The following is a 23,703-nucleotide window of genomic DNA, read 5'->3' on the forward strand; positions in this document are numbered from 1 at the left end:
TAGTATCCTTGCGCCGCCAACCCGTGCGATTCATAAAACAAAAAAGCCGATGAGCGAACGTACCACTTCCTCCAGCTGGGCTTCCGGCATCGTCCAGGCATTGGAGCTGGGCGGCGTCGACTGCCGGGCGCTGTTCGAGCGACTGGGCCTCGACTACCGCGCCCTCGACGATCCGGACGCACGCTTCCCGCAGGACGCCATGACCCGCCTGTGGCACCTGGCGGTGGAGACCTCGGGCGATCCGGCCATCGGCCTGAACATGGCGCGCGTGGTGCGGCCTTCGTCCTTCCACGTGGTGGGCTACGCGCTGATGTCCAGCCGCAACCTGCTGGAAGGCTTCAATCGCCTGGTGCGCTACCAGCGCATCATCGCCGAGGGCTCCGACCTCAGCCTGCGGCCGCTGCCGGAGGGCTACGAGCTGATCCTGGCGATCCACGGCGATCGTCTGCCGCCGGCACGGCAGAGTGCCGAGGCGTCGCTGGCCTATTCGCTGGCCTTCTGCCGCTGGCTCACCGGCAAGCCGATCACGCCGCTGCGGGTGAGCTTCCAGGGGCCGCCGCCGGCGAGCCTGGAGCCTTACCAGCAGGCCTTCCAGGCGCCGCTGAAATTCAACGCCGAACACTATTCGCTGCTCTACGCCCGCGCCGACCTGGAGGCGCCGCTGCCCACGGCCAACGAGGCGCTGGCGCAGCTGCACGACCGTTTCGCCGGCGAGTACCTGGCGCGCTTCTCCGAGAGCCGCGTCACCCACCAGGTGCGCCAGGTGCTGTGCCGCCTGCTGCCCCAGGGCGAGCCCAAGCGCGAGGCGGTGGCCCAGGCCCTGCTGTTGTCCGAACGCACCCTGCAGCGCCGCCTGCAGGAGGAGGGCACCAGCTACCAGCACCTGCTCGACGACACCCGCCGCGAGCTGGCCGAACAGTACCTGGCCCAGCCCAATCTGACCCTGCTGGAAATCGCCTACCTGCTCGGCTTCGCCGACCCCAGCAACTTCTTCCGCGCCTTCCGCCGCTGGTTCGACGCCACCCCGGGCGAGTACCGCGCGCGGTTGTGAGGTTTCAGCGGGTTTTTTCTGGGTAAAAAATTCGTTCTGAGCGTCGCGAGCGCGCCTCAGCCGTGGGCGGCCAGCGCGCAGCAAGCGCAGTGGACGCAAGGTCCATGAGCATTGCGAGCACTGCCCGCACGCGGATCAGGCGTGCGCAGCAGGTCAGGGCGAATTTTTTAGTGGCGCCAGAAGGCGGGGAGGAGGAGTACCAGTACGGTGAGGATTTCCAGCCTGCCCAGCAGCATGCCGGCGCTCAGCAGCCACTTGGCCGTATCTGGCAGGCTGGAGAAGTTGCCGGCCGGGCCGATGATCGGACCCATGCCCGGACCCACGCCGGAGACGATGCTGGCCGCGCCGGACAGCGCGGTGATCCAGTCCAGCCCGCACAGGCTCAGGGCCAGCGCCAGAGCGGCGATGGTGATGGTGAAGAAGAACGAGAAGGCCAGGATCGAGCGGACGATGTCCTCGTCCAGACGGTGGCGGTTGTACTGCTGCTTGATCACCGCGCGCGGGTGCACCAGCTGCATCAGGTTGGCCTTGAGCAGGATGAAGGCGACCTGGAAGCGGAACACCTTGAGGCCACCGGCGGTGGAGCCGGAGCAGCCGCCGACGAAGCCCAGGTAGAAGAACAGCATGGTCGAGAAGCCGCCCCACAGGCTGTAGTCGCCAAGGGCGAAGCCGGTGGTGGTCATGATCGAGGTGGTGTTCACCGCCACGTGGCGCAGGGCTTCCAGCCAGTGCAGCTGGGTGGTCAGGGTGTACCAGGTGGCCAGCACCAGCCAGCTGCCGACCAGTACCAGGATGAAGCCGCGTACCTGGTCGTCGCGCACCAGCGCGCGGAAGTTGCCGCGCAGGGTCGAGACATAGAGCACGAACGGCAGGCTGCCGCAGATCATCACCACCACGGCCACCCAGTGCACGGCCGGCTGCTGCCATTTCGCCAGCGAGGAGTCGGAGGTGGAGAAGCCGCCGGTGGAGATGGCCGACATGGCGTGGTTGATGGCGTCGAACAGGCTCATGCCGGCCAGCCAGAAGCCCAGCACCGCCAGCGCGCTGAGGCCGACATAGGCCACCACCATGTACTTGGCCACCATGTGCGAGCGCGGCATGACCTTGTCCGAGCGGTCCGAGGATTCAGTCTGGAACAGGCGCATGCCGCCGATGCGCAGCATCGGCAGGATCGCCACGGCCATGGCGATGAAGCCGATGCCGCCGAGCCAGTGCAGCAGCGAACGCCAGATCAGGATGCCCGGCGACATGTCGTCGAGACCGGTGAAGATGGTCGCGCCGGTGGCGGTGATGCCCGACATGCTCTCGAAGTAGGCGTCGGTGAAGCTGGCGTGCTGGGTGAAGATGAACGGCAGGGTGGCGAAGACCGACACCAGCACCCAGCTGGAGACGGTCAGCATGTACATGTCGCGCGGGCGCAGCTGGCCGTGTTGCGGGCGGCCCTGGGCGATCATGGCGATGCCGGTGACGAAGGTGATCAGGCTCGACCAGAGAAATGCGTTGATGCCCTGGGGCTGCTCGAACACCAGCAAGGTGCCCACCGGCACCAGCATGCTCACGGCCAGGGTGATCAGGAAGATGCCGTTGATGAAGGCCAGGATGCGAAGGGTGGGCAGGGACATCGGGTTCCTTTGCGCGGTTGCCGTGAGTCGAGTGTGCCAGGAAATCCCGCGAGCGGGCCGGGAGAGCGGCGGGGCGCCATTCTACCCCGACGACCTGCGCTGTAAATCTTCGCTGAGGGGGCTTCCCAGCGGCATGCCGATTCATAGAATAGGCGCAGCTCGCCGGTGCCCACCGGTTTCCAGAGTCAAACGACCATGTTCGAAAATCCCTGTCTCACGTGCGGCGCCTGCTGCGCGCATTTCCGTGTGTCCTTCTTCTGGGGCGAATGCCAGTCCGCCGGCGGCAGCGTGCCCGATCATCTGGTGGAGCAGATCAGCCCGCATCTGGTGGCGATGATCGGCACCACCGCCAAGCCCGCGCGCTGCACCAGCCTGCTCGGCGACGTCGGCTGCGGCACCCGCTGCAGCATCTACGAGCAGCGATCCAGCTCCTGTCGCGAGTTCACTGCCAGCTGGGAGGACGGCGAGCACAACCCGCGTTGCGACGCCGCCCGCGCCGCCCACGGCCTGCCGCCGCTGACCCCGCCGTTGATGCCGGAACAGGTCGCCTGAGCGCCCGCGGCTTTGGCGCGTCGCGCCTAAGCCCCTAGAATGGCCGCCTGTTTCCTCGGGAGAAGGCCATGCAAGCCCTCGATCTGTTGCTCAATCGCGTCTCTGTCGGCCGTCTGCTGGAGCCGGCGCCCGACGCGGCCCAGCGCGAACTGATGTTCCGCGCCGCCCTGCGCGCACCGGACCATGGCCAGTTGCGGCCCTGGCGTTTCATCACGGTGGAAGGCGAGGCGCGCCGTCGCCTCGGTGAGCTGTTCGCCGGCGCGCTGGCGAGCGACCCGGCCACGCGCCCCGAGATGCTGGACAAGGCCCGCGCCATGCCGTTGCGCGCGCCGTTGCTGGTGGTGGCCGTCGCGCGTCTGGGCGACCATCCCAAGGTGCCGCGGGAGGAGCAGGTGCTGTCGGCCGGCTGCGCCGTGCACGGCATGCAGCTGGCGGCCCAGGCGCTGGGCTTCGGCGCGATCTGGCGGACCGGCGATCTGGCTCATCATCCGCACGTGCTGGCCGGTCTCGGTCTGGGCGCCGACGAGAGGATCGTCGGATTCCTCTATATTGGTAGCTTCGAGGGCGAGCGCCGCAGCCCGCCGGTGCTGGCCACGGCCGATTTCGTCAGCGCCTGGCAGGGCTGAGCCCGCTGTTCAGGCCGTCAGCGGCAACTCCAGGGTGGCGACGAAGCCGCCCTGCGGATGGTTGGCTAGCAGCAGCCGACCGCCATGGCGCTCGGCGGCGCGACGGGCGATGGCCAGCCCCAGGCCGTGGCCCGGCGCCTGCTGGTGAGGGGCGCGGAAGAACGGCTCGCCGAGCCGCTCGAGCAGTTCCGGCGGGGCGCCGGGGCCGTGGTCGCGCACGGCGATATTCAATTGACCGGCCTGCTGCGTCACGGTCACCTCGATCGGCCGGTCCGCGGGGTTGAAGCGCAGGGCATTGCGCAGCAGGTTGTCCAGCGCCCTCGCCAGCATGTCCGGCCAGCCCTGGGCCGTGGCCTGCGTGTCTTGCAGGACGACTTCCACGCGCTGCTCGGGCGCGGCCAGCGCGGCATCGCCGATCAGTTCCTCGAGCAGCGGGCGCAGCGCCACCGGGCGCGCGGCGCCGGGGTCGGCGTCCAGGCGCGCGAGTTCGAGAATCTCACCGATCAGCGCCTCCAGGCGGTCGCACTCCTGGGTCAGGCGCCCCCACAGCTGCTCGCGCTGGGCCGGCTCGGCGCGTTCGGCCAGTGCCAGCGCCACGCGCAGGCGCGCCAGTGGCGAGCGCAGCTCGTGGGACACGTCGCGCAGCAGCTGGCGCTGGCTGCCGATCAGGTCCTGCAGGCGCGAGCCCATGCGGTTGAAGTCGCGGGCCAGTACGCCGAACTCGTCGCCGCGGTCGGCCAGCCGCGCCAGGCTGTTCTGCTGGTAGGTGGTCTGGCCCAGGTCGTGTACCGCGCCGCGCAGGCGCCCGAGCGGGCGGGTGATGGACAGGGTCAGCAGCAGGCTGACGGCGGTCAGCACCACCAGGGCGATGGCCAGCGCACTGAGCGGCCAGAACAGGCTTTCGCGGTGCCAGGCCATCATTTCCGGGTGGGGGATGCGGTAGATGAACAGGTAGGTCTCGCCCGTGGCGGGATTGCTGTATTCCTCGGTCAGGCGCCGCCAGGGCAGGCGGCGCGGATTGTCCTGGCGCGCCTCGTAGGCGGCGGCCCGGGCCGGGAAGGTGCCGTCTACCAACGGCTGGCCGTCTTCGCCGAGCACCTGGGTGTCGACCCGGTAGCGCTGCTTGCGTCGCTCGAGAAAACGCTGCGCGGCGACCGGCCCTTCGCTGCGATACACCCGGCTCCAGCGCTCGGCGAAGTCGTCCAGCGCGGGGTGGTGGGCGAGCACCCAGGCGTCCTGGTTCAGTGCCCGGCCCAGCAGCATGGACAGGCCGGCGACCAGGGCGACCGCCAGCCAGAAACTGGCGAAGATGCGCCAGAACAGTGAACGCATGGAGGGGCTCCTCGAACGACAAAGCCCGGCTCGAGGAGCCGGGCGGGTAGGGCGTGGGAATTACTGGGCCTGCTTGGCCTTCTCGGCTTTCCAGGCCTCGAACTCGGCGCGTTCGGCGCGGCGTTTCTGCATCTCGGCCTTGCGTGCGTCGAGGGTCTTCTGCTGCTTCGGGGTGAGGATGGCGCGGAAGGCCTTGTCGTGCTCCAGGCGGGCGGTTTCCAGCTCTTTCTTCAGCGCGTCCTGATCGGCCTTGGGCAGCTTCTGCAGATACTTCTGGGTGATCTCGCGCGGGTCGTTCCTGCGTTCGTGCATCAGTTTGCCGAGCTGCTCGCGCTGTTCGGCGCTGAGGTCCAGGTCCTTGAACATCCGCATGCCGTGGCCGCGGTGCTCGCCATGCAACGGTTTGTGGCAGGGCGCGCCTTCCGGCATCGCCACGGCGAGGGTCGGCAGGCTGGCGGCCAGGAACAGGGCGGTAAGGGTCTTGCGCATGGTGTGTCTCCTTGTCTCTAAACCGGTGGGTTATCGGATGAGCCCAGTCTAGGGAGGGCAAGGTCAAGCGCGGTCAGCGGTGGGTAAAGACAGGGTAAAGCCGGCGCGCCTGATCGCCGGCCTCCGGATCAGGGCGCGTAGTAGTAGCCGCGACCGCGCAGGGCGACGATGCGCGGGCGGCCGTCCGGGTGCGGGCCGAGCTTCTTGCGCAGGTTGCTGACGTGCATGTCCAGGCTGCGATCGTAGAGGGTCAGTTTGCGTCCCAGAGCCAGTTGCGCCAGGGCCTGCTTGTCCAGCGGTTCGCCGGGCTGCTGCAGCAGCGCCTCGAGGATGCGGCCTTCGGAGAGGGTCAGGGCGATCTCGTGTTCGCCGAGGCTGGCCATGCCGCGTTGCGGGCTGTAGCTGAGGTCGCCCTGCTCCTGGCGCGACGGGCTCGCCACCGGCTGGCTGCGGCGCAGCACGGCGCGCAGGCGCGCGGTCAGCTCACGCGGGTCGCAGGGCTTGGCCAGGTAGTCGTCGGCGCCCAGCTCCAGGCCGAGGATGCGGTCGAAGGGTTCGCCACGGGCCGAGAGCATCAGCACTGGCAGGTCCGGGTGCTCGCCGCGCAGCTGCTTGAGCAGCTCCAGCCCGCTGCCGTCGGGCAGCATCACATCGAGGATCACCGCCGCCGGCGCCGTTGCGGCCAGGGCGTTGCGGGCGCTGACGCCGTCGTGGCAGGCGCGCACCGAGAAGCCCTCCTGCTGCAGCCAGCTGGCCAGCAGTTCGCAGAGCTCGTGGTCGTCGTCGATCAGCAGCAGGTCGGTCATGGTCGGTGCTTCACACCCACTCGCTGCGCCTTTTGTTGCGCCCGCCGGCGCTCAGGCGGCCGACGATGAAGGCGAGCAGCGCAGTGCCGGCGCCGATGGCGAACCACAGCTGCTGCTCGCTGAACAGGCGCGGCGGGACGTTGGCCTGGGCCTGCTTGAGCTGCAGTTTGAGGCGCTGATTGTCCTGGCGCAGGCGGCCGATCTGCGCGCTCTCGCGCTCGCCGGTCGCGGCCTGCAACTCGCCGAGCTGGCGCTGGCTTTCGGTCAGCTCCTGCTGCAGGGCGGCGATGCGCGCGGCGCTGTCGTCGGCGACGGCGGGCGCCTGGGGCGGGGCGATCGGTTGCGGCTGGGATTCCTCGGCCTGCAGGCCCGGCGTGACGGAGAGCGCGACGAACAGCAGGAGCAACGGACCTTGGCGCATGGCATTCCCTGTTGGCGAATTATTGTTATGGACCGGTCGGTCAGGGCAGTACTTTCTTGAAGGGCTTGACCAGCACGCTGGCGTAGACGCCGGCGGCACGGTAGGGGTCGGCGTCGGCCCAGCTCTGGGCGGCGGCGAGGGACTCGAATTCGGCGACCACCAGACTGCCGGAGAAGCCGGCCGGGCCCGGGTCGTTGCTGTCGATGGCCGGATGCGGGCCGGCCAGCACCAGGCGGCCCTCGTTCTTCAACTGCTCCAGGCGGGCCAGGTGGGCCGGGCGGGTGGCCAGGCGCTTCTCCAGGGATTCGGGGGCGTCGCTGGCGATGATGGCGTAGAGCATGTCAGTCCTTGCTTTGCTGAGGGGCGTCATCGTGGATGTGGCGCGCCAGGTAAACGCCCTGGGCGACGAGGAACAGCACGGTCATGCCGAGGCTGCCGAAGACTTTGAAGTCGACCCAGATGTCGTGGAAGGTGAAGGCGACGAACAGGTTGGCGCAGCCGCTGAAGATGAAGAACGCCACCCAGGCCAGGTTCAGGCGCGTCCAGATGGGCTGCGGCAGGTTCACGGCATGGCCCATGACGCGCTGGATCAGCACCTTGTCGCCGATGAAGTGGCTGCCGAGGAAACCCGCGGCGAACAGCCAGTTGACCACCGGCGCCTTCCACTTGAGGAAGGTCTCGCTGTGGAAGGCCAGGGTCAGGCTGCCGAAGATCAGGCACGCCAGCAGCGTCAGCCACTGGCTCTTCTCCAGCTTGCGCTGCAGGAGGAACAGGATGCCGTACACCACGATCGAACTGATGATGAGCACCGCGGTGGCGCTGAAGATGCCGCCCAGCTCGAAGGTCTGGCCGGCCAGTTCGACGGTGCGGGGATCGAGCTTGTAGACGATGAAGAACAGGATGAGCGGGATGAAATCGATGAATTGTTTCACTGCGGCAGCCAGAAGCGGGATGTGGCGGCATAATAACAAACAACCCCGTTAACGAAAGACGCGCCCATGAAGGTCGATCTGCACTGCCACAGCACCGCGTCCGACGGCGTTCTCGCGCCGGCGGAAGTGGTCGCGCGCGCCCATGGTCGTGGCGTGGAACTGCTGGCGCTGACCGACCACGACACCCTCGAAGGGCTGGACGAAGCGCGGCACGCCGCCGACGGGCTGGGCATGCGTCTGGTCAACGGCGTGGAGCTGTCCTGCACCTGGGGCGGCGCGACCATCCACGTGCTCGGCTATGCCTTCGCCACCGACGCCCCGGCGCTGCGCCAGGCCATCGAGGATCTGCATCAGGGCCGTTGGCTGCGCGCCGAGGAAATCGACCGCCGCCTCGCCGCCAAGGGCATGCCCGGCGCCCTGGAAGGTGCACGGGCGATCCAGCAGGGCCTGGGCGACAGCGGCAACGCCCCGGCGCGCCCGCACTTCGCCGAGTTCCTGGTGCGTGCGGGGCACGTGCGCGACCACGCCGAGGCGTTTCGCAAGTGGCTGGGCTCCGGCAAGCTGGGCGACGTCAAGCAGCACTGGCCGAGCCTGGAGCAGGCGGTCGGCACGCTTCGCTCCGCCGGCGCCTGGATCAGCCTGGCGCATCCCTGGCAGTACGATTTCACCCGCAGCAAGCGCCGTCGCCTGGTGGCCGACTTCCTCGCCGCCGGCGGCCACGCGCTGGAAGTGGTCAACGGCCTGCAGCCGGCCGAGCAGGTTGGCGGCCTGGCCATCCTGGCCCGCGAGTTCGGCATGCTGGCCAGTGTCGGCAGCGATTTTCACGCCCCGGGAGACTGGTCGGAGCTGGGCATGTACCGTCCGTTGCCGGAAGACCTGTCTCCTCTGTGGGAGCGTTTCGACCATGCACGCGCTGCTACCGCCTGAACAGGGAGAGTTCATGAGCCAGTTCTTCCAGGTTCATCCTGAGAACCCGCAACCGCGGCTGATCAAGCAGGCGGTGGAGATCCTGCGTAGCGGCGGGGTGATCGTCTATCCCACCGACTCCTCCTACGCCATCGGCTGCCTGATCGGCGACAAGGGCGCGGTGGAGCGCATACGCCGCCTGCGCCAGCTGGACGACAAGCACAACTTCACCCTGGTGTGCAGCGACCTGTCACAGATCGGCCTGTTCGCCAAGGTCGACACCGGCGCCTTCCGCCTGCTCAAGGCGCATACGCCGGGGCCCTACACCTTCATCCTCGGCGCCACCCGCGAGGTGCCGCGCATGCTGCTGCACCCCAAGCGCCGCACCATCGGCCTGCGCGTGCCTGCGCACCCCATCGCCCTGGCGTTGGCCGAGCAGCTGGGCGAGCCGCTGATGAGCGTGAGCCTGATCCTGCCCGGTGACGACCTGCCGATGAGCGACCCCTACGAGATGCGCCAGATCCTCGAACATCAGGTCGATCTGATCATCGACGGCGGCTACGGCGGCCTCGAAGCCTCCACCGTGATCAATCTGGCCGAGGGCGAGCCGGAGGTGATTCGCGTCGGCTGCGGCGATCCGAGCCCGTTTCAGGATGACGCCGCATGAGTGAGGTTGCCGAACAGGACAGCCAGGCCGGCGCCCAGCAAGAGCTGCCGTTTGCCCTGGTCTACGGTCAGGCGGTCACCGAGCTGCCGATCGACCTGTACATCCCGCCGGATGCTCTCGAAGTGTTCCTCGAGGCCTTCGAGGGCCCGCTGGACCTGCTGCTGTACCTGATCCGCAAGCAGAACATCGACATCCTCGACATCCCGGTGGCCGAGATCACCAAGCAGTACATGGGCTACGTCGAGCTGATGAAGTCGGTGCGCCTGGAGCTGGCCGCCGAGTACCTGGTGATGGCCGCCATGCTGGCCGAGATCAAGTCGCGCATGCTGCTGCCGCGTTCGGCCGAAACCGAGGAAGAGGAAGACGACCCGCGCGCCGAGCTGATCCGCCGCCTGCAGGAGTACGAGCGCTACAAGGCCGCCGCCGAGGGCCTGGACGAGCTGCCGCGGGTCGGTCGCGACATCAGCGTGCCGCGTCTCGACGCCCCCGAGGCGCGGGCGCGCAAGCTGCTGCCGGATGTGAGCCTGGAGGAGTTGCTGCTGTCCATGGCCGAGGTACTGCGCCGCGCCGACATGTTCGAAAGCCACCAGGTGACGCGCGAGGCGCTGTCCACCCGCGAGCGTATGAGCGAGGTGCTGGAGCGCCTCAAGGGCGCCGGCTTCGTTCCGTTCGTCACGCTGTTCACGGCCGAGGAGGGCCGGCTCGGCGTGGTCGTCACCTTCATGGCGGTGCTCGAACTGATCAAGGAACAGCTGGTGGAACTGGTGCAGAATGAGCCCTTCGCGCCTATCCACGTCCGTGCCCGAGCCGAATGATGAACCTGAACGACCCGAAGGAACTCGCCTCCCTGCTCGAAGCCTGGCTGCTGGCCCAGGGCCGACCGTTGTCGCTGGAGCGCCTCGGCGAGCTGTTCGAGGAGGCCGAGCGCCCGGAACCGGCGCAGATCCGCGAGGCCCTGGAGGTGCTGCGCCAATCCTGCGAGGGACGCGCCTTCGAGCTGAAGGAAGTGGCCTCCGGCTACCGCCTGCAGGTGCGCGAGAAGTTCGCGCCCTGGGTCGGCCGGCTGTGGGAGGAGCGCCCGCAGCGCTACTCGCGCGCCATGCTCGAGACCCTGTCGCTGATCGCCTACCGCCAACCGATCACCCGCGGCGAGATCGAGGACATCCGCGGCGTGGCGGTCAACAGCCAGATCGTCAAGACCCTGCAGGAGCGTGACTGGATTCGCGTGGTCGGTTACCGCGACGTTCCGGGCAAGCCGGCGATGTTCGCCACTACCCGCGCCTTTCTCGACTATTTCAACCTGAAGAGCCTGGAAGAGCTGCCGCCGCTTGCCGCCCTGCGCGAGCTGGAGCCCGAACCGATGCTGGCGCTGGACGACGACCTGCCGGTGCCGGCGGCGCTGCAGGCACGGGTGGATGCCGAGCTGGGCGACGAAGCGCCGGCCGAGCCGCGCGAGGAAACCAGCTTCCGCAGCCTGCTGGTGGAGCTGGACCAGATGGAGCAGGGGCTGAAGACCGATTTCAGCGACCTGCCGCAGGCCGCCGAGGAATCCGAGGAGGACCAGGGCGAAACCCTGGACGCCGGCGACTCCGTGCATTGAGGGGATTGAGACATTCAATCCCGGCCAGAGGCCGTCTCGGCCTAAGCTGGCGGCGCCTTCTTTCACACGTGCCGCCATGAGCAAGAATCCCTGCATCAAGGTCTGCGAGTTCGACGCCGATATCTGCGTCGGCTGCGGGCGCAGCAAGCATGAAATCAAAGGCTGGAAGAAGCTTGGCAAGACCGAACGCATGGCCTTGCTGGCCGAGGCCGACATGCGCCTGCTGGCCTTCGAGGCCACGGGGCGGCGCAAGACGCGCTAGCTCCGTCCGTCTCGTTTCCGCCCGTCGAGCGCGTCCAGCCGGTTGCCAGGGGCTATAGTCAGACGGCCGTGCGCGGACGCGGCGATCCGCGTATGATGCGCGGCCCTTTCATGGCCGGCGGCGTGTGCGCTTACGCAGTCCATGAGTTTTCATCCTCAGTTACACCGGGAGGTGCCCAGATGAGCGAATCCGAATTCGAACCCCGTCCCAGCGGCGAAAAACTGCAGAAGGTCCTGGCCCGCGCCGGCCTCGGCTCGCGCCGCGACATCGAGCAGTGGATCGCCGACGGCCGCGTCAAGGTCAATGGCGCGGTCGCCAACCTCGGTGCCCGTGTCGAGCCGCGCGACGCCATCAGCGTCGACGGCCAACTGCTCAAGCGCGAAGACGCCCAGGTCGTGCGTCGCGTGCTGATCTACAACAAGCCGGAAGGCGAGATCTGCACCCGCGACGACCCGGAAGGCCGCCCCACCGTGTTCGACCGCCTGCCGCGACCGAAGGAAGGCCGCTGGATCAATATCGGCCGGCTGGACATCAACACCACCGGCCTGCTGCTGTTCACCACCGACGGTGAGCTGGCCAACCGCCTGATGCACCCCTCCTACGAGATGGACCGCGAGTACGCCGTGCGCGTGCGCGGCGAGGTCACCGAGGAGATGATCGAGCAGCTCAAGGCCGGCGTGATGCTGGAAGACGGCCCGGCCAAATTCACCGACATCAAGGAAGCGCCGGGCGGCGACGGCCTCAACCACTGGTATCACTGCGTGGTGATGGAAGGTCGCAACCGCGAGGTGCGCCGCCTGTGGGAATCCCAGGACGTGGTGGTCAGCCGCCTGAAGCGCGTGCGTTTCGGCCCGGTCTTCATGACTTCCGACCTGCCGATGGGGCGCTGGCGCGAGATGGAGCAGCGCGAGGTGGACATCCTCAGCGAGGAAGTCGGTCTCAAGCCGGTGGCCCTGCCGGCGATGAAAGAGAAAATGCGCGAGAAGCTCGACCGCTTGCAGCGCAAGGCGGCCAAGCCGCTGGGGCGTGGCGAGCGGCCCAAGCGCGTTCTGCGCCCGGCCCAGGGTGAAGGCGCCCCGGCCGAGCAGTCGCGCCCGGCTCGCGCTCCGCGTGGCGAGGGTAGCGAGCGTCCGCAGCGCGCGCCGCGCAAGCCGGCCGGCGAGCGGGGTGAGCGCCGCGAGGGCGGACGTGGTACTCCGGTGGCCGAGCGTCCGGCCGATGTGAACAAGAAGCGCACGCCGCGTCCGGCGAGTGAGCTGGCCGACCGGCCGGCCCGCAAGCCGCGCCCGGCCGCGCCGAGCAAGCGCCCGCCCAGCGGCGACGGCCAGCGTCCGGGGTTCGGCCGCAAGCGTTGATGCAGGACGCATCGGTCCGGCAACCGGTCCGACAGGCGCAAAAAAAAGGGGCTCCGCGGAGCCCCTTTTTCATGCCGATAAGTATCAGCCAGCCATGGACAGGCGGTTGCGGCCCTCGCGCTTGGAGACGTAGAGGGCGCTGTCGGCGCGGCGCTGCAGGCTGTCCATCGACTCGCCCGCCAGCAGGGTGGCGCAACCCAGGCTGATGGACAGGTCCAGTGCCTGGCCTTGCTCCAGATGCTGCAGGCCCATGACCGCCAGGCGCAGGCGCTCGCCGACCATCTGCGCGGCCTCGCGGCTGGTATTGGCCAGCAGCACCAGGAATTCCTCGCCGCCGTAGCGGAACACCATGTCGATATTGCGCAGGCTGCCCTTGATCACGGCGGCCACGCCTTTCAGCACTTCGTCGCCGGTGGCGTGGCCGAAGCGGTCGTTGATGTTCTTGAAGAGATCGATGTCGACCATCAGCACCGACAGTGGCTGCAGGCTGCGGCGGGCCAGGTCGACCTCGCGCTGCATCGCCTGGTTCATGGCGATGCGGTTGCCGGTGTCGGTCAGCGGGTCGCGCAGCGCGCTCTGCAGCGCGGCGCGGTAGAGCAGGGCATTGCGCAGCGGGAACAGCAGGCTGGCCAGCAGGGATTCCAGCTGGCCGAGCTCCTCGTCGCTGAAGCGCTGATTGCGGCGGAAAGTCAGCTCGCCCATGTATTCGCCCTGGTGGCTCAGGCGGTAGGCGGCCGAATGGTTGGCGCGAGCGCCCAGCTCGATGCGCAGATCGCGGGCCGCCAACTGATAGCTCAGGGCATCCAGCGGCACCAGGCGCTGCACTTCGCGGAAGAACAGGTCGAGGATGCGGTCGACTTCCAGTGAGGTCTGCAGCTGCAGGCTCAATTGCTGGCGCAGCTGCGCCAGGCTGACCGGCTTGAGCAGACGCTGGCCACGGCTCGCGTAGCCCAGGCGCTGCAGTTTGGCGGCATCGAAATCGACGGTGTTGGATGGGGGGGTTGGAATCATGCTGCTCGACCTCTGGCGCTTGAGCGCCCGTTGGCCGAGATAGAGCTAATTCTGTGCCAATTTGGAAAATATCTTTTATTTCATGTACTTAAGAGATTTGCGGGTGCGTTTCCGGCAATGCATTGCCGTCGCGTTGACGCCGATGCTGGCAATCTGATGCCGCTGCGCTTGCAGCCGCCGGAAAACCGGCGCCCGCTCGGCCAACCTATTGGGCGTTGAAGGCCTTGCCGTTCACGTCCCGGCTGTCCGGGCCCATCAGGTACAGATAGACCGGCATGATGTCTTCCGGCAGCGGATTGTTCGCCGGATTCTCGCCAGGGTATGCCTGGGCGCGCATGCCGGTGCGGGTCGCGCCGGGGTTGACGCTATTGGCGCGTACCATGGATACGCCTTCTACCTCGTCGGCCAGGGTCTGCATCAGGCCCTCGGTGGCGAACTTCGACACGCCGTAGGCGCCCCAGTAGGCGCGGCCCTTGCGGCCGACGCTGCTGGAGGTGAAAACCACCGAGGCGTCGTCGGAGAGCTTGAGCAGCGGCAGCAGGGTGCTGGTCAGCATGAACATGGCGTTGACGTTGATCTGCATGACGCGCATGAAATTGTCGCCGGACAGCTGCTCCAGCGGTGTGCGTGGGCCGACGATGGCGGCGTTGTGCAGCAGGCCGTCGAGGCGACCGAACTCGGTCTCCACCGTGGCGGCCAGTTCGTCGTACTGGTGCGGCAGGGCGGTTTCCAGGTTGAACGGGATCACCACCGGCTGCGGGTGGCCGGCGGCCTCGATCTCGTCATACACCTGGTTGAGGTTTTCCTCGGTCTTGCCCAGCAGCAACACGGTGGCGCCATGGGCGGCATAGGCCTTGGCGGCGGCGGCACCGATGCCACGGCCGGCGCCGGTCACCAGGATCACGCGGCCCTTGAGCAGGTCGGGGCGGGCGCTGTAGTCGAACATGGGCGAAATCTCGTTGTTGCGTAATCGGATCAGCAGCTGCACAGGGCGCGGTCGAGCACGGCGCGCAGCTCCAGGGGATGGTCCACCACCACGTCGGCGCCCCAGTGGCGGGGGTTGTCTTCGGGGTGGATATAGCCGTAGGTGACGGCGGCGGTCTTGCAGCCGGCGGCGCGGCCGGCCTCAATGTCGCGGGCGTCGTCGCCGATGAACAGGACGTCGGCGGGAGCGATGCCGATCTTCTCGCAGGCCAGCAGGAGCATGTCCGGCGCCGGCTTGCTACGGGCCACGTGGTCCGGGCACACCAGCACGGCGGAGCGGTCGGCCAGTTCCAGCTGCTGCATGATCGGTTCGGCGAAGATCACCGGCTTGTTGGTGGCCACGCCCCAGATCAGTCGCGCGCGCTCGATGTCGTCGAGCAGTTCGAGCATGCCGTCGAACGGCTTGCTGAGCACCGCGCAGTGCTGCTGGTAGCGCTCGAGGAACTCCAGGCGCAGGGCCTCGAAGCCTTCGGCGCCGACCTCGATGCCGAAGGTGGCGGCGACCATGGCGCGGGCGCCGCCGGAAATCACGTCGCGTACCAACTGGTCGTCGATCGGTTCCAGGCAATGGGCGGCGCGCATGGCCTGGCACACGGCGACGAAGTCCGGCGCGGTGTCCAGCAGGGTGCCGTCCATGTCGAAGAGAACTGCTCGCAGGGTCATGCGCTTACTCCTCGCGCAGGGTCTGGATCATGTAGTTGACGTCGACATCCGCCTCCAGCTTGTAGTGCTTGGTCAGCGGGTTGTAGGTCAGGCCGATGATGTCCTTGACCTGCAGGCCGGCGGCGCGGCTCCAGGCGCCCAGCTCGGAGGGGCGGATGAACTTCTTGAAGTCGTGGGTGCCGCGCGGCAGCAGGCGCAGCAGGTACTCCGCACCGACCACGGCGAACAGATAGGCCTTGGGGTTGCGGTTGATGGTGGAGAAGAACACCTGGCCGCCGGGCTTGACCATCTTGTGGCAGGCGCGGATCACCGACGACGGGTCGGGCACGTGCTCGAGCATCTCCAGGCAGGTGACCACGTCGAACTGGCCAGGCATCTCCTCGGCCAGGGCCTCGGCGGTGATCTGCCGGTACTCCACCGCCACTCCGGACTCCAGCTGATGCAGCTGTGCCACGGCCAGTGGTGCCTCGCCCATGTCGATGCCGGTCACCGTCGCGCCGCGCTGGGCCATCGCCTCGCTGAGGATGCCGCCGCCGCAGCCGACGTCCAGCACCTTCTTGCCGGCCAGGCCGACGCGCTCGTCGATCCAGTTGACCCGCAGCGGGTTGATGTCGTGCAGCGGCTTGAACTCGCTCTCGCGATCCCACCAGCGGTGGGCGAGGGCCTCGAATTTGGCGATTTCGGCGTGGTCGACGTTGCTCATGGCGTGCTCTTAAGTCTCGAAACGAATTCAGTGTTTGGCGGCGATGCGCTCGCCCCAGGCGCGCGCGTTGGCGACAATGCGCTGCTCGTCCAGGCGGGTCAGACGGCCGTCGTCGAGCAGCTGCTTGCCGCCGACCCACAGATGTTTGGCGCAGGCGCGGCCGCCGGCGTAGATCAGCTGCGAGACCGGGTCGTAGACCGGTTGCTGGGCCAGGCCCGACAGATCGAATGCCGCCAGATCGGCCAGCTTGCCCAGCTCCAGGGAGCCCGTGCAGTCGTCCAGGCCCAGGGCGCGGGCGCCGTTCAGAGTGGCCATGCGCAGGGCGCTGTGGGCGCCGAGGGCGGTGGCGCTGCCTGCCACCGCCTTGGCCAGCAGGGCGGCGGTGCGGGTCTCGCCGAGCAGATCCAGGTCATTGTTGCTGGCGGCGCCGTCGGTGCCGATGGCGACATTGACGCCGGCCTGCCAGAGCTTCTCCACCGGGCAGAAGCCGCTGGCCAGCTTGAGATTGGACTCGGGGCAATGGATCACGCTGCTGTTGCTGGCCACCAGCAGCTCGATGTCCGCCTCGTCTATCTGGGTCATGTGCACGGCCTGGAAACGCGGGCCCAGCAATCCCAGGTTCGCCAGCCGCTGCAGCGGACGCACGCCGTGCAGCTCCAGGCTCTGCTGTACCTCGAAGGCGGTCTCGTGGACGTGCATGTGGACGCCGGCGTCGAGCTCCTCGGCCAGCATCAGCACCTGCTGCAGCTTGTCGTCGCTGACCGAATAGGGTGCATGGGGGCCGAAGGCGACCTTGATGCGCGGGTGCTGCTTGAGGTCGTCGAACAGGCGCAGGCCCTTGCGCAGTGCCTCCTCGGCGTCGCGGGCGCCGGGGGTGGGGAAGTCCAGCACGGGAATGGTCAGCTGGGCGCGGATGCCGCTCTTGTGCACTAGCTCGCTGGCCACCTCCGGGAAGAAGTACATGTCGGAGAAGCAGCTGACGCCACCCTTGAGCTGCTCGGCGATGGCCAGCTCGGTGCCGTCGCGCACGAATGCCTCGTCGACCCACCTGGCCTCGGCCGGCCAGATATGATCCTGCAGCCAGCTCATCAGCGGCAGGTCGTCGGCCAGGCCGCGGAACAGGGTCATGGCGGCGTGGCCGTGGGCGTTGACCAGGCCGGGAGTGAGCACGCAATCCGGCAGCTCGCGTACCTCTGTGGCCGGATGGCGCAGGGCCTCGGCGCGCGGCGCGATCAGGGCGATGCGGCCCTCGCGGATGCCCAGGGCATGGTCGCGCAGTACCACGCCAGCGGGCTCGACGGGCACCAGCCAGGTGGGCAGGAGCAACAGGTCGAGCGGCTGGTGCGGTTCGGGCATGACAGGCATCCGGGCTGGAGAAACAGGGCGGCAGTATAACTGAGCCATGTTGGCGGCGGCTCGCTATAATCCGCGGCTTTTCGAGGGGATGTCATGCGCGACGAACTGTTGGCAGCAGAGAAGGTTAAAGCCATCGAGTGGCGCGACGGCACGTTGTTCCTCCTGGACCAGCGCGTACTGCCGCGCGAGGAGACCTGGCTGGCCTACGATTCGGCCACCGGTGTGGCTGAGGCGATCCGCAGCATGGTGGTGCGCGGCGCACCGGCCATCGGCATCGCCGCCGCCTTCGGTGTGGTGCTGGGCGCGCGGGCGCGCCTGGCCGAAGGTGGCGACTGGCGGGCTGCGCTGGAAGAAGACTTCAAGGTGCTGGCCGAATCGCGGCCGACCGCGGTCAACCTGTTCTGGGCCCTGGATCGCATGCGCGAGCGCCTGCAGCGCCTGAAGGAGGGCGAAAACACCCTGGCGGCGCTGGAGGCGGAGGCCGTCGGCATCTTCGATAGCGACCGCGAGGCCAACCTGACCATGGCCCAGCTCGGCATGGAGCTGATCCGCAAGCACCAGGCGGCCCCGCAGAAGCTGCTCACCCACTGCAATACCGGCGCGCTGGCCACCGGCGGCTTCGGCACGGCCCTGGGCGTGATCCGCGCCGCGCATCTGGCCGGCTTGGTCGAGCGCGTCTTCGCCGACGAGACCCGTCCCTGGCTGCAGGGCTCGCGCCTGACCGCCTGGGAGCTGGCGGGCGAGGGCGTGCCGGTGAGCCTGAACGCCGACTCCGCCGCCGCGCATCTGATGAAGACCGAAGGCATCACCTGGGTCATCGTCGGGGCCGACCGCATCACCGCCAATGGCGACGTGGCCAACAAGATCGGCACCTACCAGCTGGCGGTCAACGCCATGCACCACGGCGTGCGCTTCATGGTGGTCGCGCCCAGCTCGACCATCGACATGAACCTGGAAGACGGCGAGGACATCCCCATCGAGGAGCGCGACGGCTGCGAGCTGCTGGATGTCGGCGGCCAGCGCATCGCCGCCGACGTGCACGCGGTCAACCCGGTGTTCGACGTGACTCCGGCCGACCTGATCGACGCGATCGTCACCGAAAAGGGTGTGGTCGAGCGGCCGGATGCGGCGAAAATGGCGCAACTCATGTGTCGCAAGCGTCTGCACTGAATCCCTTGGTGGGGGCGCCGGGCGGGGTAGGTGCCGGCGGGTGACTGTGGTAATCTCCGCCAGTTCTCGGGCGGCCCCGTGAGGGTCGCTTCAATAGCGCAAATAACCGAGTTAACTCTTTGATTTGTCGTGAGTCGCTGCCGAGCAGGGGCGACTACGGCGGACTCCGGTCCGACCCAGGATGGGTGCGGCGGGGTTTCACCAGAATAAGGAACCAGGCTTCTCATGGGCGAACTGGCCAAAGAAATCCTCCCGGTCAACATCGAAGACGAGCTGAAACAGTCCTACCTCGACTACGCCATGAGCGTGATCGTCGGGCGTGCGCTGCCAGATGCGCGTGACGGCCTGAAGCCCGTGCACCGCCGCGTGCTCTACGCCATGAGCGAGCTAGGCAACGACTGGAACAAGGCCTACAAGAAGTCCGCCCGTGTGGTCGGTGACGTGATCGGTAAGTACCACCCGCACGGCGACACGGCTGTCTACGACACCATCGTGCGTATGGCTCAGCCATTCTCCCTGCGCTACATGCTGGTCGATGGCCAGGGCAACTTCGGCTCGGTGGACGGCGACAACGCCGCGGCCATGCGATACACCGAAGTGCGCATGGCCAAGCTGGCCCATGAGCTGCTGGCCGACCTGGACAAGGAAACCGTCGACTGGGTGCCCAACTACGACGGCACCGAGCAGATCCCGGCGGTCATGCCGACCAAGATCCCCAACCTGCTGGTCAACGGCTCGTCCGGTATCGCCGTGGGCATGGCGACCAACATTCCGCCGCACAACCTGGCCGAGGTGATCGACGGCTGCCTGGCGCTGATCGACAACCCCGAGCTGACCGTCGACGAGCTGATGCAGTACATCCCCGGTCCGGACTTCCCCACTGCCGGCATCATCAACGGTCGCGCGGGCATCATCGAGGCCTACCGCACCGGCCGTGGCCGCATCTACATGCGTGCCCGTGCGACGATCGAGGACATGGAGAAGGGCGGCAACCGCCAGCAGATCATCGTCACCGAACTGCCGTACCAGCTGAACAAGGCGCGTCTGATCGAGAAGATCGCCGAACTGGTCAAAGAGAAGAAGATCGAGGGCATCACCGAGCTGCGCGACGAGTCCGACAAGGACGGCATGCGCGTGGTCATCGAGCTGCGCCGTGGCGAAGTCGGCGAGGTGGTGCTGAACAACCTCTACGCCCAGACCCAGATGCAGAGCGTGTTCGGCATCAACGTCGTGGCCCTGGTCGATGGCCAGCCACGCACGCTGAACCTCAAGGACATGCTCGAAGTGTTCGTCCGTCACCGCCGCGAAGTGGTGACCCGCCGGACCGTCTACGAGCTGCGCAAGGCCCGCGAGCGTGGTCACATCCTCGAAGGTCAGGCCGTCGCGCTGTCGAACATCGACCCGGTGATCGAGCTGATCAAGACCTCGCCGACCCCGGCCGAGGCCAAGGAGCGCCTGATCGCCACCGCCTGGGCTTCCAGCGCCGTGGAGGCGATGGTCGAGCGCGCTGGCGCCGATTCCTGCCGTCCGGAAGACCTGGACCCGCAGTACGGCCTGCGCGACGGCAAGTACTACCTGTCGCCCGAGCAGGCTCAGGCCATCCTCGAGCTGCGCCTGCACCGCCTGACCGGTCTGGAGCACGAGAAGCTGCTGTCCGAGTATCAGGAAATCCTGACTCAGATCGGCGAGTTGATCCGCATCCTGACCAGCCCCGAGCACCTGATGGAAGTCATCCGCGAGGAGCTGGAAAAGGTCAAGGCCGAGTTCGGCGATGCCCGTCGCACCGAGATCATGGCTTCGCAGATGGACCTGACCATCGCCGACCTGATCACCGAGGAAGAGCGCGTCGTCACCATCTCCCACGGCGGCTACGCCAAGTCCCAGCCGCTGGCCGCCTACCAGGCCCAGCGTCGTGGCGGCAAGGGCAAGTCGGCCACCGGAGTGAAAGACGAGGACTACATCGAACACCTGCTGGTCGCCAACAGCCACGCCACCCTGCTGCTGTTCTCCAGCAAGGGCAAGGTTTACTGGCTGCGTACCTTCGAGATTCCGGAAGCCTCGCGTACCGCGCGTGGTCGTCCGCTGGTCAACCTGCTACCGCTGGACGAGGGTGAGCGCATCACCGCCATGCTGCAGATCGACCTCGAGGCCGTGCGTGCACGCTTCGTCGACGAAGAAAACGATGACGACGACGTCGTCGCCGAGCAGGTCGCTGAGGTGGTCGAGGTCGAGGAAGCCGAAGAAGGTGACGACGCCGACTTCAGCCAGGACGAGCCGACCGGCGCCTATATCTTCATGGCGACCGCCTACGGCACCGTGAAGAAGACTCCGCTGATCCAGTTCACCAAGCCGCGCTCCAATGGCCTGATCGCGCTGAAGCTGGAGGAGGGCGACTCGCTGATCGCCGCCGCCATCACCGATGGCTCGAAGGATGTGATGATGTTCTCCGACTCCGGCAAGGTCATCCGCTTCAAGGAAAGCAAGGTGCGCATCATGGGTCGCCTGGCCCGTGGCGTGCGTGGCATGCGCCTGGCCGACGAGCAGCGCATCATCTCCATGCTGATTCCGGAAGCCGGCGCGCAGATCCTTTCCGCTTCCGAGCGTGGCTACGGCAAGCGCACTCCGCTGGCCGACTACCCGCGCCGCGGCCGTGGCGGCCAGGGCGTGATCGCCATGGTGATCAACGAGCGTAACGGCAAGCTGGTTGGCGCCGTGCAGGTGCAGGACGGCGAGGAGATCATGCTGATCTCCGACCAGGGCACTCTGGTGCGTACCCGTGTCGACGAGGTCCGCGGCGCCGGCCGTAACACCCAGGGCGTGATCCTGATCAAGCTGGCCGACGACGAGACACTGGTGGGCCTGGAGCGTGTGCAGGAGCCGTCCGGCTCGGATGACGACATCGAAGGCGAGGTGCTTGCCGAAGGCGCCGAGGCCGAACCAGTGGAAGCGGCGGACGAGGGCGAGACCCCGGTGGACGCCCCCAGCGACGAAGAGTGAGAGAGTCGAAGTGAGCAAACGCGCCCATAACTTCTGCGCCGGCCCGGCCGCACTGCCGACCGCTGTACTGCAACGCGCCCAGGCCGAGATGCTCGACTGGCAGGGCCGCGGCCTCTCCGTGATGGAGATGAGCCACCGCAGCGATGAGTACGTGGCGATCGCCGAGAAGGCCGAGCAGGATCTGCGCGATCTCATGGCCATTCCCAGCGACTACAAGGTGCTGTTCCTGCAGGGCGGCGCCAGCCAGCAGTTCGCCGAGATCCCGCTGAACCTGCTGCCGGAAGACGGCACCGCCGACTACATCGAGACCGGCATCTGGTCAAAGAAGGCCATCGAGGAGGCGCGTCGCTACGGCAGCGTCAATGTCGCCGCCAGCGCCAAGGGCTACGACTACTTCGCCATTCCCGGGCAGAACGAATGGCAGCTGTCGAAGGACGCTGCCTACCTGCACTACGCCAGCAACGAGACCATCGGTGGTCTGCAGTTCGACTGGGTGCCGCAGACCGGCGACGTGCCGCTGGTGGTAGACATGTCCTCGGACATTCTCTCGCGCCCGGTCGACGTGTCGCAGTTCGGCCTGATCTACGCCGGCGCGCAGAAGAACATCGGCCCGAGCGGCCTGGTCGTCGTCATCGTCCGTGAAGACCTGCTGGGTCGCGCCCGCAGCGTCTGCCCGACCATGCTCAATTACAAGATCGCCGCCGACAACGGCTCCATGTACAACACTCCGGCGACGTATTCCTGGTACCTCTCCGGCCTGGTCTTCGAGTGGCTGAAGGAACAGGGCGGCGTCGCCGCGATGGAGCAGCGCAACCGCGCGAAGAAGGACCTGCTCTACACCTTCATCGACGGCAGCGACTTCTACACCAACCCGATCCAGACCGGTTCGCGCTCCTGGATGAACGTGCCATTCCGTCTGGCCGACGAGAAGCTCGACAAGACCTTCCTCGCCGGCGCCGATGCGCGCGGCCTGCTCAACCTCAAGGGCCATCGTTCGGTGGGCGGCATGCGCGCCTCCATCTATAACGCCACCGGCCTGGACGCCGTGGAGGCGCTGGTGGCCTACATGGCGGAGTTCGAGAAGGAGCACGGCTGATGAGCGACGCCGATCAGCTCAAGGCGCTGCGGGTTCGCATCGACAGCCTCGACGAAAAGATCCTCGAGCTGATCAGCGAGCGCGCGCGCTGCGCCCAGGACGTGGCGCGGGTCAAGATGCAGTCCCTGCCAGAGGGCGAGAAGCCGGTGTTCTACCGTCCCGAGCGTGAAGCCTGGGTGCTCAAGCACATCATGGAGCTGAACAAGGGGCCGCTGGACAACGAGGAGATGGCGCGGCTTTTCCGCGAGATCATGTCCTCCTGCCTGGCTCTGGAGCAGCCGCTCAAGGTCGCCTATCTCGGCCCGGAAGGTACCTTCAGCCAGGCGGCAGCGATGAAGCACTTCGGCCACTCGGTGATCAGCGTGCCGATGGCCGCCATCGATGAGGTGTTCCGCGAAGTGGCCGCCGGTGCGGTCAACTTCGGCGTGGTACCGGTGGAGAACTCCACCGAGGGCGCGATCAACCACACCCTGGACAGCTTCCTCGAGCACGACATGGTCATCTGTGGCGAGGTGGAGCTGCGTATCCACCACCACCTGCTGGTCGGCGAGACCACCAAGACCGACAAGATCACCCGCATCTATTCCCACGCCCAGTCCCTGGCCCAGTGCCGCAAATGGCTGGACGCGCACTACCCGAACGTCGAGCGCGTGGCGGTTTCCAGCAACGCCGACGCGGCCAAACGGGTGAAGAGCGAGTGGAACTCGGCGGCGATCGCCGGCGATATGGCGGCCAACCTCTACGGCCTGACCAAACTGCAGGAAAAGATCGAAGATCGTCCGGACAACTCCACGCGCTTCCTCATTATCGGTAGCCAGGAAGTGCCGCCGACCGGCGACGACAAGACCTCGGTCATCGTCTCCATGCGTAACAAGCCGGGGGCGCTGCACGAGTTGCTGGTGCCGTTCCACACCAACGGCATCGATCTGACCCGCATCGAGACGCGCCCGTCGCGCAGCGGCAAGTGGACCTACGTGTTCTTCATCGACTTCGTTGGCCACCATCGCGACCCGCTGATCAAGGACGTGCTGGAAAAGATCAACGGCGAAGCCGTCGCCCTGAAAGTGCTGGGTTCCTACCCGAAAGCGGTTCTTTGAGCCGC

The 23,703-nt window shown here is 67.3% G+C and carries 25 protein-coding genes; 13 read left to right on the top strand and 12 right to left on the bottom strand.

Annotation, left to right across the window (positions count from 1 at the left end):
* Positions 1 to 49 precede the first annotated feature (49 nt).
* On the top strand, positions 50 to 1,051 hold the full coding sequence (locus tag NF616_RS01910; protein WP_252271356.1) for an AraC family transcriptional regulator: 1,002 nt from the start codon (positions 50 to 52) through the stop codon (positions 1,049 to 1,051).
* A 167-nt stretch (positions 1,052 to 1,218) separates the two neighbouring features.
* Here the strand turns inward: NF616_RS01910 and NF616_RS01915 are convergent, their stop codons facing one another.
* Complete coding sequence (locus NF616_RS01915; protein WP_252271357.1) at positions 1,219 to 2,673, bottom strand: TrkH family potassium uptake protein; 1,455 nt, start codon at positions 2,671 to 2,673, stop codon at positions 1,219 to 1,221.
* Between the two features lie 195 nt (positions 2,674 to 2,868).
* Here NF616_RS01915 and NF616_RS01920 point away from each other — a divergent pair, with 195 nt between their 5' ends.
* Both NF616_RS01920 and NF616_RS01925 read left to right on the top strand, forming a co-directional pair.
* Complete coding sequence (locus tag NF616_RS01920; RefSeq protein WP_252271358.1) at positions 2,869 to 3,225, top strand: YkgJ family cysteine cluster protein; 357 nt, start codon at positions 2,869 to 2,871, stop codon at positions 3,223 to 3,225.
* A 68-nt stretch (positions 3,226 to 3,293) separates the two neighbouring features.
* Entirely contained in the window at positions 3,294 to 3,851 is a 558-nt protein-coding gene (locus NF616_RS01925; protein ID WP_252271359.1) for an NAD(P)H nitroreductase, read from the top strand.
* Positions 3,852 to 3,860: 9 nt separating this feature from the next.
* Here the strand turns inward: NF616_RS01925 and NF616_RS01930 are convergent, their stop codons facing one another.
* The 6 genes from NF616_RS01930 to NF616_RS01955 form a co-directional block, all read right to left on the bottom strand.
* Positions 3,861 to 5,183 carry a sensor histidine kinase gene (locus NF616_RS01930; protein WP_252271360.1) on the bottom strand — a complete coding sequence of 441 codons (1,323 nt, stop codon included), beginning with the start codon at positions 5,181 to 5,183 and terminating at the stop codon, positions 3,861 to 3,863.
* A 60-nt stretch (positions 5,184 to 5,243) separates the two neighbouring features.
* Entirely contained in the window at positions 5,244 to 5,672 is a 429-nt protein-coding gene (locus NF616_RS01935; protein ID WP_252271361.1) for a Spy/CpxP family protein refolding chaperone, read from the bottom strand.
* A 128-nt stretch (positions 5,673 to 5,800) separates the two neighbouring features.
* Positions 5,801 to 6,478 carry a response regulator transcription factor gene (locus NF616_RS01940; protein ID WP_252271362.1) on the bottom strand — a complete coding sequence of 226 codons (678 nt, stop codon included), beginning with the start codon at positions 6,476 to 6,478 and terminating at the stop codon, positions 5,801 to 5,803.
* A 10-nt stretch (positions 6,479 to 6,488) separates the two neighbouring features.
* Positions 6,489 to 6,899 (bottom strand): SH3 domain-containing protein, encoded by a 411-nt coding sequence (locus tag NF616_RS01945; protein ID WP_252271363.1) that lies wholly within the window; start codon positions 6,897 to 6,899, stop codon positions 6,489 to 6,491.
* A 40-nt stretch (positions 6,900 to 6,939) separates the two neighbouring features.
* Complete coding sequence (locus NF616_RS01950) at positions 6,940 to 7,239, bottom strand: YciI family protein (protein ID WP_252271364.1); 300 nt, start codon at positions 7,237 to 7,239, stop codon at positions 6,940 to 6,942.
* Position 7,240: 1 nt separating this feature from the next.
* Positions 7,241 to 7,831: a septation protein A gene (locus tag NF616_RS01955; RefSeq protein WP_252271365.1), complete on the bottom strand. Its 591-nt coding sequence runs from the start codon at positions 7,829 to 7,831 to the stop codon at positions 7,241 to 7,243.
* A gap of 66 nt (positions 7,832 to 7,897) precedes the next feature.
* Here NF616_RS01955 and NF616_RS01960 point away from each other — a divergent pair, with 66 nt between their 5' ends.
* The 6 genes from NF616_RS01960 to rluB all read left to right on the top strand — a co-directional run bounded on the left by NF616_RS01960 (position 7,898) and on the right by rluB (position 12,621).
* Complete coding sequence (locus NF616_RS01960) at positions 7,898 to 8,758, top strand: PHP domain-containing protein (protein WP_252271366.1); 861 nt, start codon at positions 7,898 to 7,900, stop codon at positions 8,756 to 8,758.
* 13 nt (positions 8,759 to 8,771) lie between these two features.
* Positions 8,772 to 9,404, top strand: coding sequence for an L-threonylcarbamoyladenylate synthase (locus NF616_RS01965; protein ID WP_252271367.1), 633 nt, complete (start codon positions 8,772 to 8,774; stop codon positions 9,402 to 9,404).
* On the top strand, positions 9,401 to 10,219 hold the full coding sequence (locus NF616_RS01970; protein ID WP_252271368.1) for a segregation and condensation protein A: 819 nt from the start codon (positions 9,401 to 9,403) through the stop codon (positions 10,217 to 10,219). The genes NF616_RS01965 and NF616_RS01970 overlap by 4 nt, the downstream gene beginning before the upstream one ends.
* Positions 10,219 to 11,004, top strand: a complete 786-nt coding sequence (scpB, locus tag NF616_RS01975; protein WP_252271369.1) for an SMC-Scp complex subunit ScpB — start codon at positions 10,219 to 10,221, stop codon at positions 11,002 to 11,004. The genes NF616_RS01970 and scpB overlap by 1 nt, the downstream gene beginning before the upstream one ends.
* Before the next feature lie 76 nt (positions 11,005 to 11,080).
* A complete protein-coding gene (locus tag NF616_RS01980) occupies positions 11,081 to 11,266 on the top strand; it encodes a DUF1289 domain-containing protein (protein WP_252271370.1) in 186 nt (61 codons plus the stop codon).
* A gap of 179 nt (positions 11,267 to 11,445) precedes the next feature.
* Positions 11,446 to 12,621, top strand: coding sequence for a 23S rRNA pseudouridine(2605) synthase RluB (rluB, locus tag NF616_RS01985; protein ID WP_252271371.1), 1,176 nt, complete (start codon positions 11,446 to 11,448; stop codon positions 12,619 to 12,621).
* Between the two features lie 84 nt (positions 12,622 to 12,705).
* Here rluB and NF616_RS01990 read toward each other — a convergent pair whose 3' ends face one another.
* From NF616_RS01990 to NF616_RS02010, 5 genes are all read right to left on the bottom strand, one after another.
* Complete coding sequence (locus tag NF616_RS01990; protein ID WP_252271372.1) at positions 12,706 to 13,632, bottom strand: GGDEF domain-containing protein; 927 nt, start codon at positions 13,630 to 13,632, stop codon at positions 12,706 to 12,708.
* Positions 13,633 to 13,837: 205 nt separating this feature from the next.
* Entirely contained in the window at positions 13,838 to 14,578 is a 741-nt protein-coding gene (locus tag NF616_RS01995) for a YciK family oxidoreductase (RefSeq protein ID WP_252271373.1), read from the bottom strand.
* Positions 14,579 to 14,607: 29 nt separating this feature from the next.
* Positions 14,608 to 15,279, bottom strand: a complete 672-nt coding sequence (gene mupP, locus NF616_RS02000; protein WP_252271374.1) for an N-acetylmuramic acid 6-phosphate phosphatase MupP — start codon at positions 15,277 to 15,279, stop codon at positions 14,608 to 14,610.
* A 4-nt stretch (positions 15,280 to 15,283) separates the two neighbouring features.
* On the bottom strand, positions 15,284 to 15,982 hold the full coding sequence (ubiG, locus tag NF616_RS02005) for a bifunctional 2-polyprenyl-6-hydroxyphenol methylase/3-demethylubiquinol 3-O-methyltransferase UbiG (protein WP_252271375.1): 699 nt from the start codon (positions 15,980 to 15,982) through the stop codon (positions 15,284 to 15,286).
* A 27-nt stretch (positions 15,983 to 16,009) separates the two neighbouring features.
* A complete protein-coding gene (locus NF616_RS02010; RefSeq protein WP_252271376.1) occupies positions 16,010 to 17,338 on the bottom strand; it encodes a TRZ/ATZ family hydrolase in 1,329 nt (442 codons plus the stop codon).
* A gap of 93 nt (positions 17,339 to 17,431) precedes the next feature.
* On the opposite strand from NF616_RS02010, the gene mtnA reads away from it, so the two are divergent.
* The 4 genes from mtnA (at position 17,432) to pheA (ending at position 23,698) form a co-directional block, all read left to right on the top strand.
* On the top strand, positions 17,432 to 18,508 hold the full coding sequence (gene mtnA / locus NF616_RS02015; RefSeq protein WP_252271377.1) for an S-methyl-5-thioribose-1-phosphate isomerase: 1,077 nt from the start codon (positions 17,432 to 17,434) through the stop codon (positions 18,506 to 18,508).
* A 225-nt stretch (positions 18,509 to 18,733) separates the two neighbouring features.
* Positions 18,734 to 21,505, top strand: coding sequence for a DNA gyrase subunit A (gene gyrA / locus NF616_RS02020; protein ID WP_252271378.1), 2,772 nt, complete (start codon positions 18,734 to 18,736; stop codon positions 21,503 to 21,505).
* Positions 21,506 to 21,515: 10 nt separating this feature from the next.
* Positions 21,516 to 22,601, top strand: coding sequence for a 3-phosphoserine/phosphohydroxythreonine transaminase (serC, locus tag NF616_RS02025; protein WP_252271379.1), 1,086 nt, complete (start codon positions 21,516 to 21,518; stop codon positions 22,599 to 22,601).
* Positions 22,601 to 23,698: a prephenate dehydratase gene (gene pheA / locus NF616_RS02030; protein ID WP_252271380.1), complete on the top strand. Its 1,098-nt coding sequence runs from the start codon at positions 22,601 to 22,603 to the stop codon at positions 23,696 to 23,698. Before serC ends, pheA begins: the two co-directional genes overlap by 1 nt.
* The last annotated feature ends 5 nt before the right edge of the window (positions 23,699 to 23,703 follow it).

The organism is Pseudomonas subflava (assembly GCF_023823685.1).
Classification (GTDB): domain Bacteria; phylum Pseudomonadota; class Gammaproteobacteria; order Pseudomonadales; family Pseudomonadaceae; genus Aquipseudomonas; species Aquipseudomonas subflava.

Coding starts and splice junctions, on each gene's coding strand:
- NF616_RS01910 (WP_252271356.1), top strand. CDS start 50: ATGAGCGAACGTACCACTTCCTCCAGCTGGGCTTCCGGCATCGTCCAG.
- NF616_RS01915 (WP_252271357.1), bottom strand. CDS start 2,673: ATGTCCCTGCCCACCCTTCGCATCCTGGCCTTCATCAACGGCATCTTC.
- NF616_RS01920 (WP_252271358.1), top strand. CDS start 2,869: ATGTTCGAAAATCCCTGTCTCACGTGCGGCGCCTGCTGCGCGCATTTC.
- NF616_RS01925 (WP_252271359.1), top strand. CDS start 3,294: ATGCAAGCCCTCGATCTGTTGCTCAATCGCGTCTCTGTCGGCCGTCTG.
- NF616_RS01930 (WP_252271360.1), bottom strand. CDS start 5,183: ATGCGTTCACTGTTCTGGCGCATCTTCGCCAGTTTCTGGCTGGCGGTC.
- NF616_RS01935 (WP_252271361.1), bottom strand. CDS start 5,672: ATGCGCAAGACCCTTACCGCCCTGTTCCTGGCCGCCAGCCTGCCGACC.
- NF616_RS01940 (WP_252271362.1), bottom strand. CDS start 6,478: ATGACCGACCTGCTGCTGATCGACGACGACCACGAGCTCTGCGAACTG.
- NF616_RS01945 (WP_252271363.1), bottom strand. CDS start 6,899: ATGCGCCAAGGTCCGTTGCTCCTGCTGTTCGTCGCGCTCTCCGTCACG.
- NF616_RS01950 (WP_252271364.1), bottom strand. CDS start 7,239: ATGCTCTACGCCATCATCGCCAGCGACGCCCCCGAATCCCTGGAGAAG.
- NF616_RS01960 (WP_252271366.1), top strand. CDS start 7,898: ATGAAGGTCGATCTGCACTGCCACAGCACCGCGTCCGACGGCGTTCTC.
- NF616_RS01965 (WP_252271367.1), top strand. CDS start 8,772: ATGAGCCAGTTCTTCCAGGTTCATCCTGAGAACCCGCAACCGCGGCTG.
- NF616_RS01970 (WP_252271368.1), top strand. CDS start 9,401: ATGAGTGAGGTTGCCGAACAGGACAGCCAGGCCGGCGCCCAGCAAGAG.
- scpB (WP_252271369.1), top strand. CDS start 10,219: ATGAACCTGAACGACCCGAAGGAACTCGCCTCCCTGCTCGAAGCCTGG.
- NF616_RS01980 (WP_252271370.1), top strand. CDS start 11,081: ATGAGCAAGAATCCCTGCATCAAGGTCTGCGAGTTCGACGCCGATATC.
- rluB (WP_252271371.1), top strand. CDS start 11,446: ATGAGCGAATCCGAATTCGAACCCCGTCCCAGCGGCGAAAAACTGCAG.
- NF616_RS01990 (WP_252271372.1), bottom strand. CDS start 13,632: ATGATTCCAACCCCCCCATCCAACACCGTCGATTTCGATGCCGCCAAA.
- NF616_RS01995 (WP_252271373.1), bottom strand. CDS start 14,578: ATGTTCGACTACAGCGCCCGCCCCGACCTGCTCAAGGGCCGCGTGATC.
- mupP (WP_252271374.1), bottom strand. CDS start 15,279: ATGACCCTGCGAGCAGTTCTCTTCGACATGGACGGCACCCTGCTGGAC.
- ubiG (WP_252271375.1), bottom strand. CDS start 15,982: ATGAGCAACGTCGACCACGCCGAAATCGCCAAATTCGAGGCCCTCGCC.
- NF616_RS02010 (WP_252271376.1), bottom strand. CDS start 17,338: ATGCCCGAACCGCACCAGCCGCTCGACCTGTTGCTCCTGCCCACCTGG.
- mtnA (WP_252271377.1), top strand. CDS start 17,432: ATGCGCGACGAACTGTTGGCAGCAGAGAAGGTTAAAGCCATCGAGTGG.
- gyrA (WP_252271378.1), top strand. CDS start 18,734: ATGGGCGAACTGGCCAAAGAAATCCTCCCGGTCAACATCGAAGACGAG.
- pheA (WP_252271380.1), top strand. CDS start 22,601: ATGAGCGACGCCGATCAGCTCAAGGCGCTGCGGGTTCGCATCGACAGC.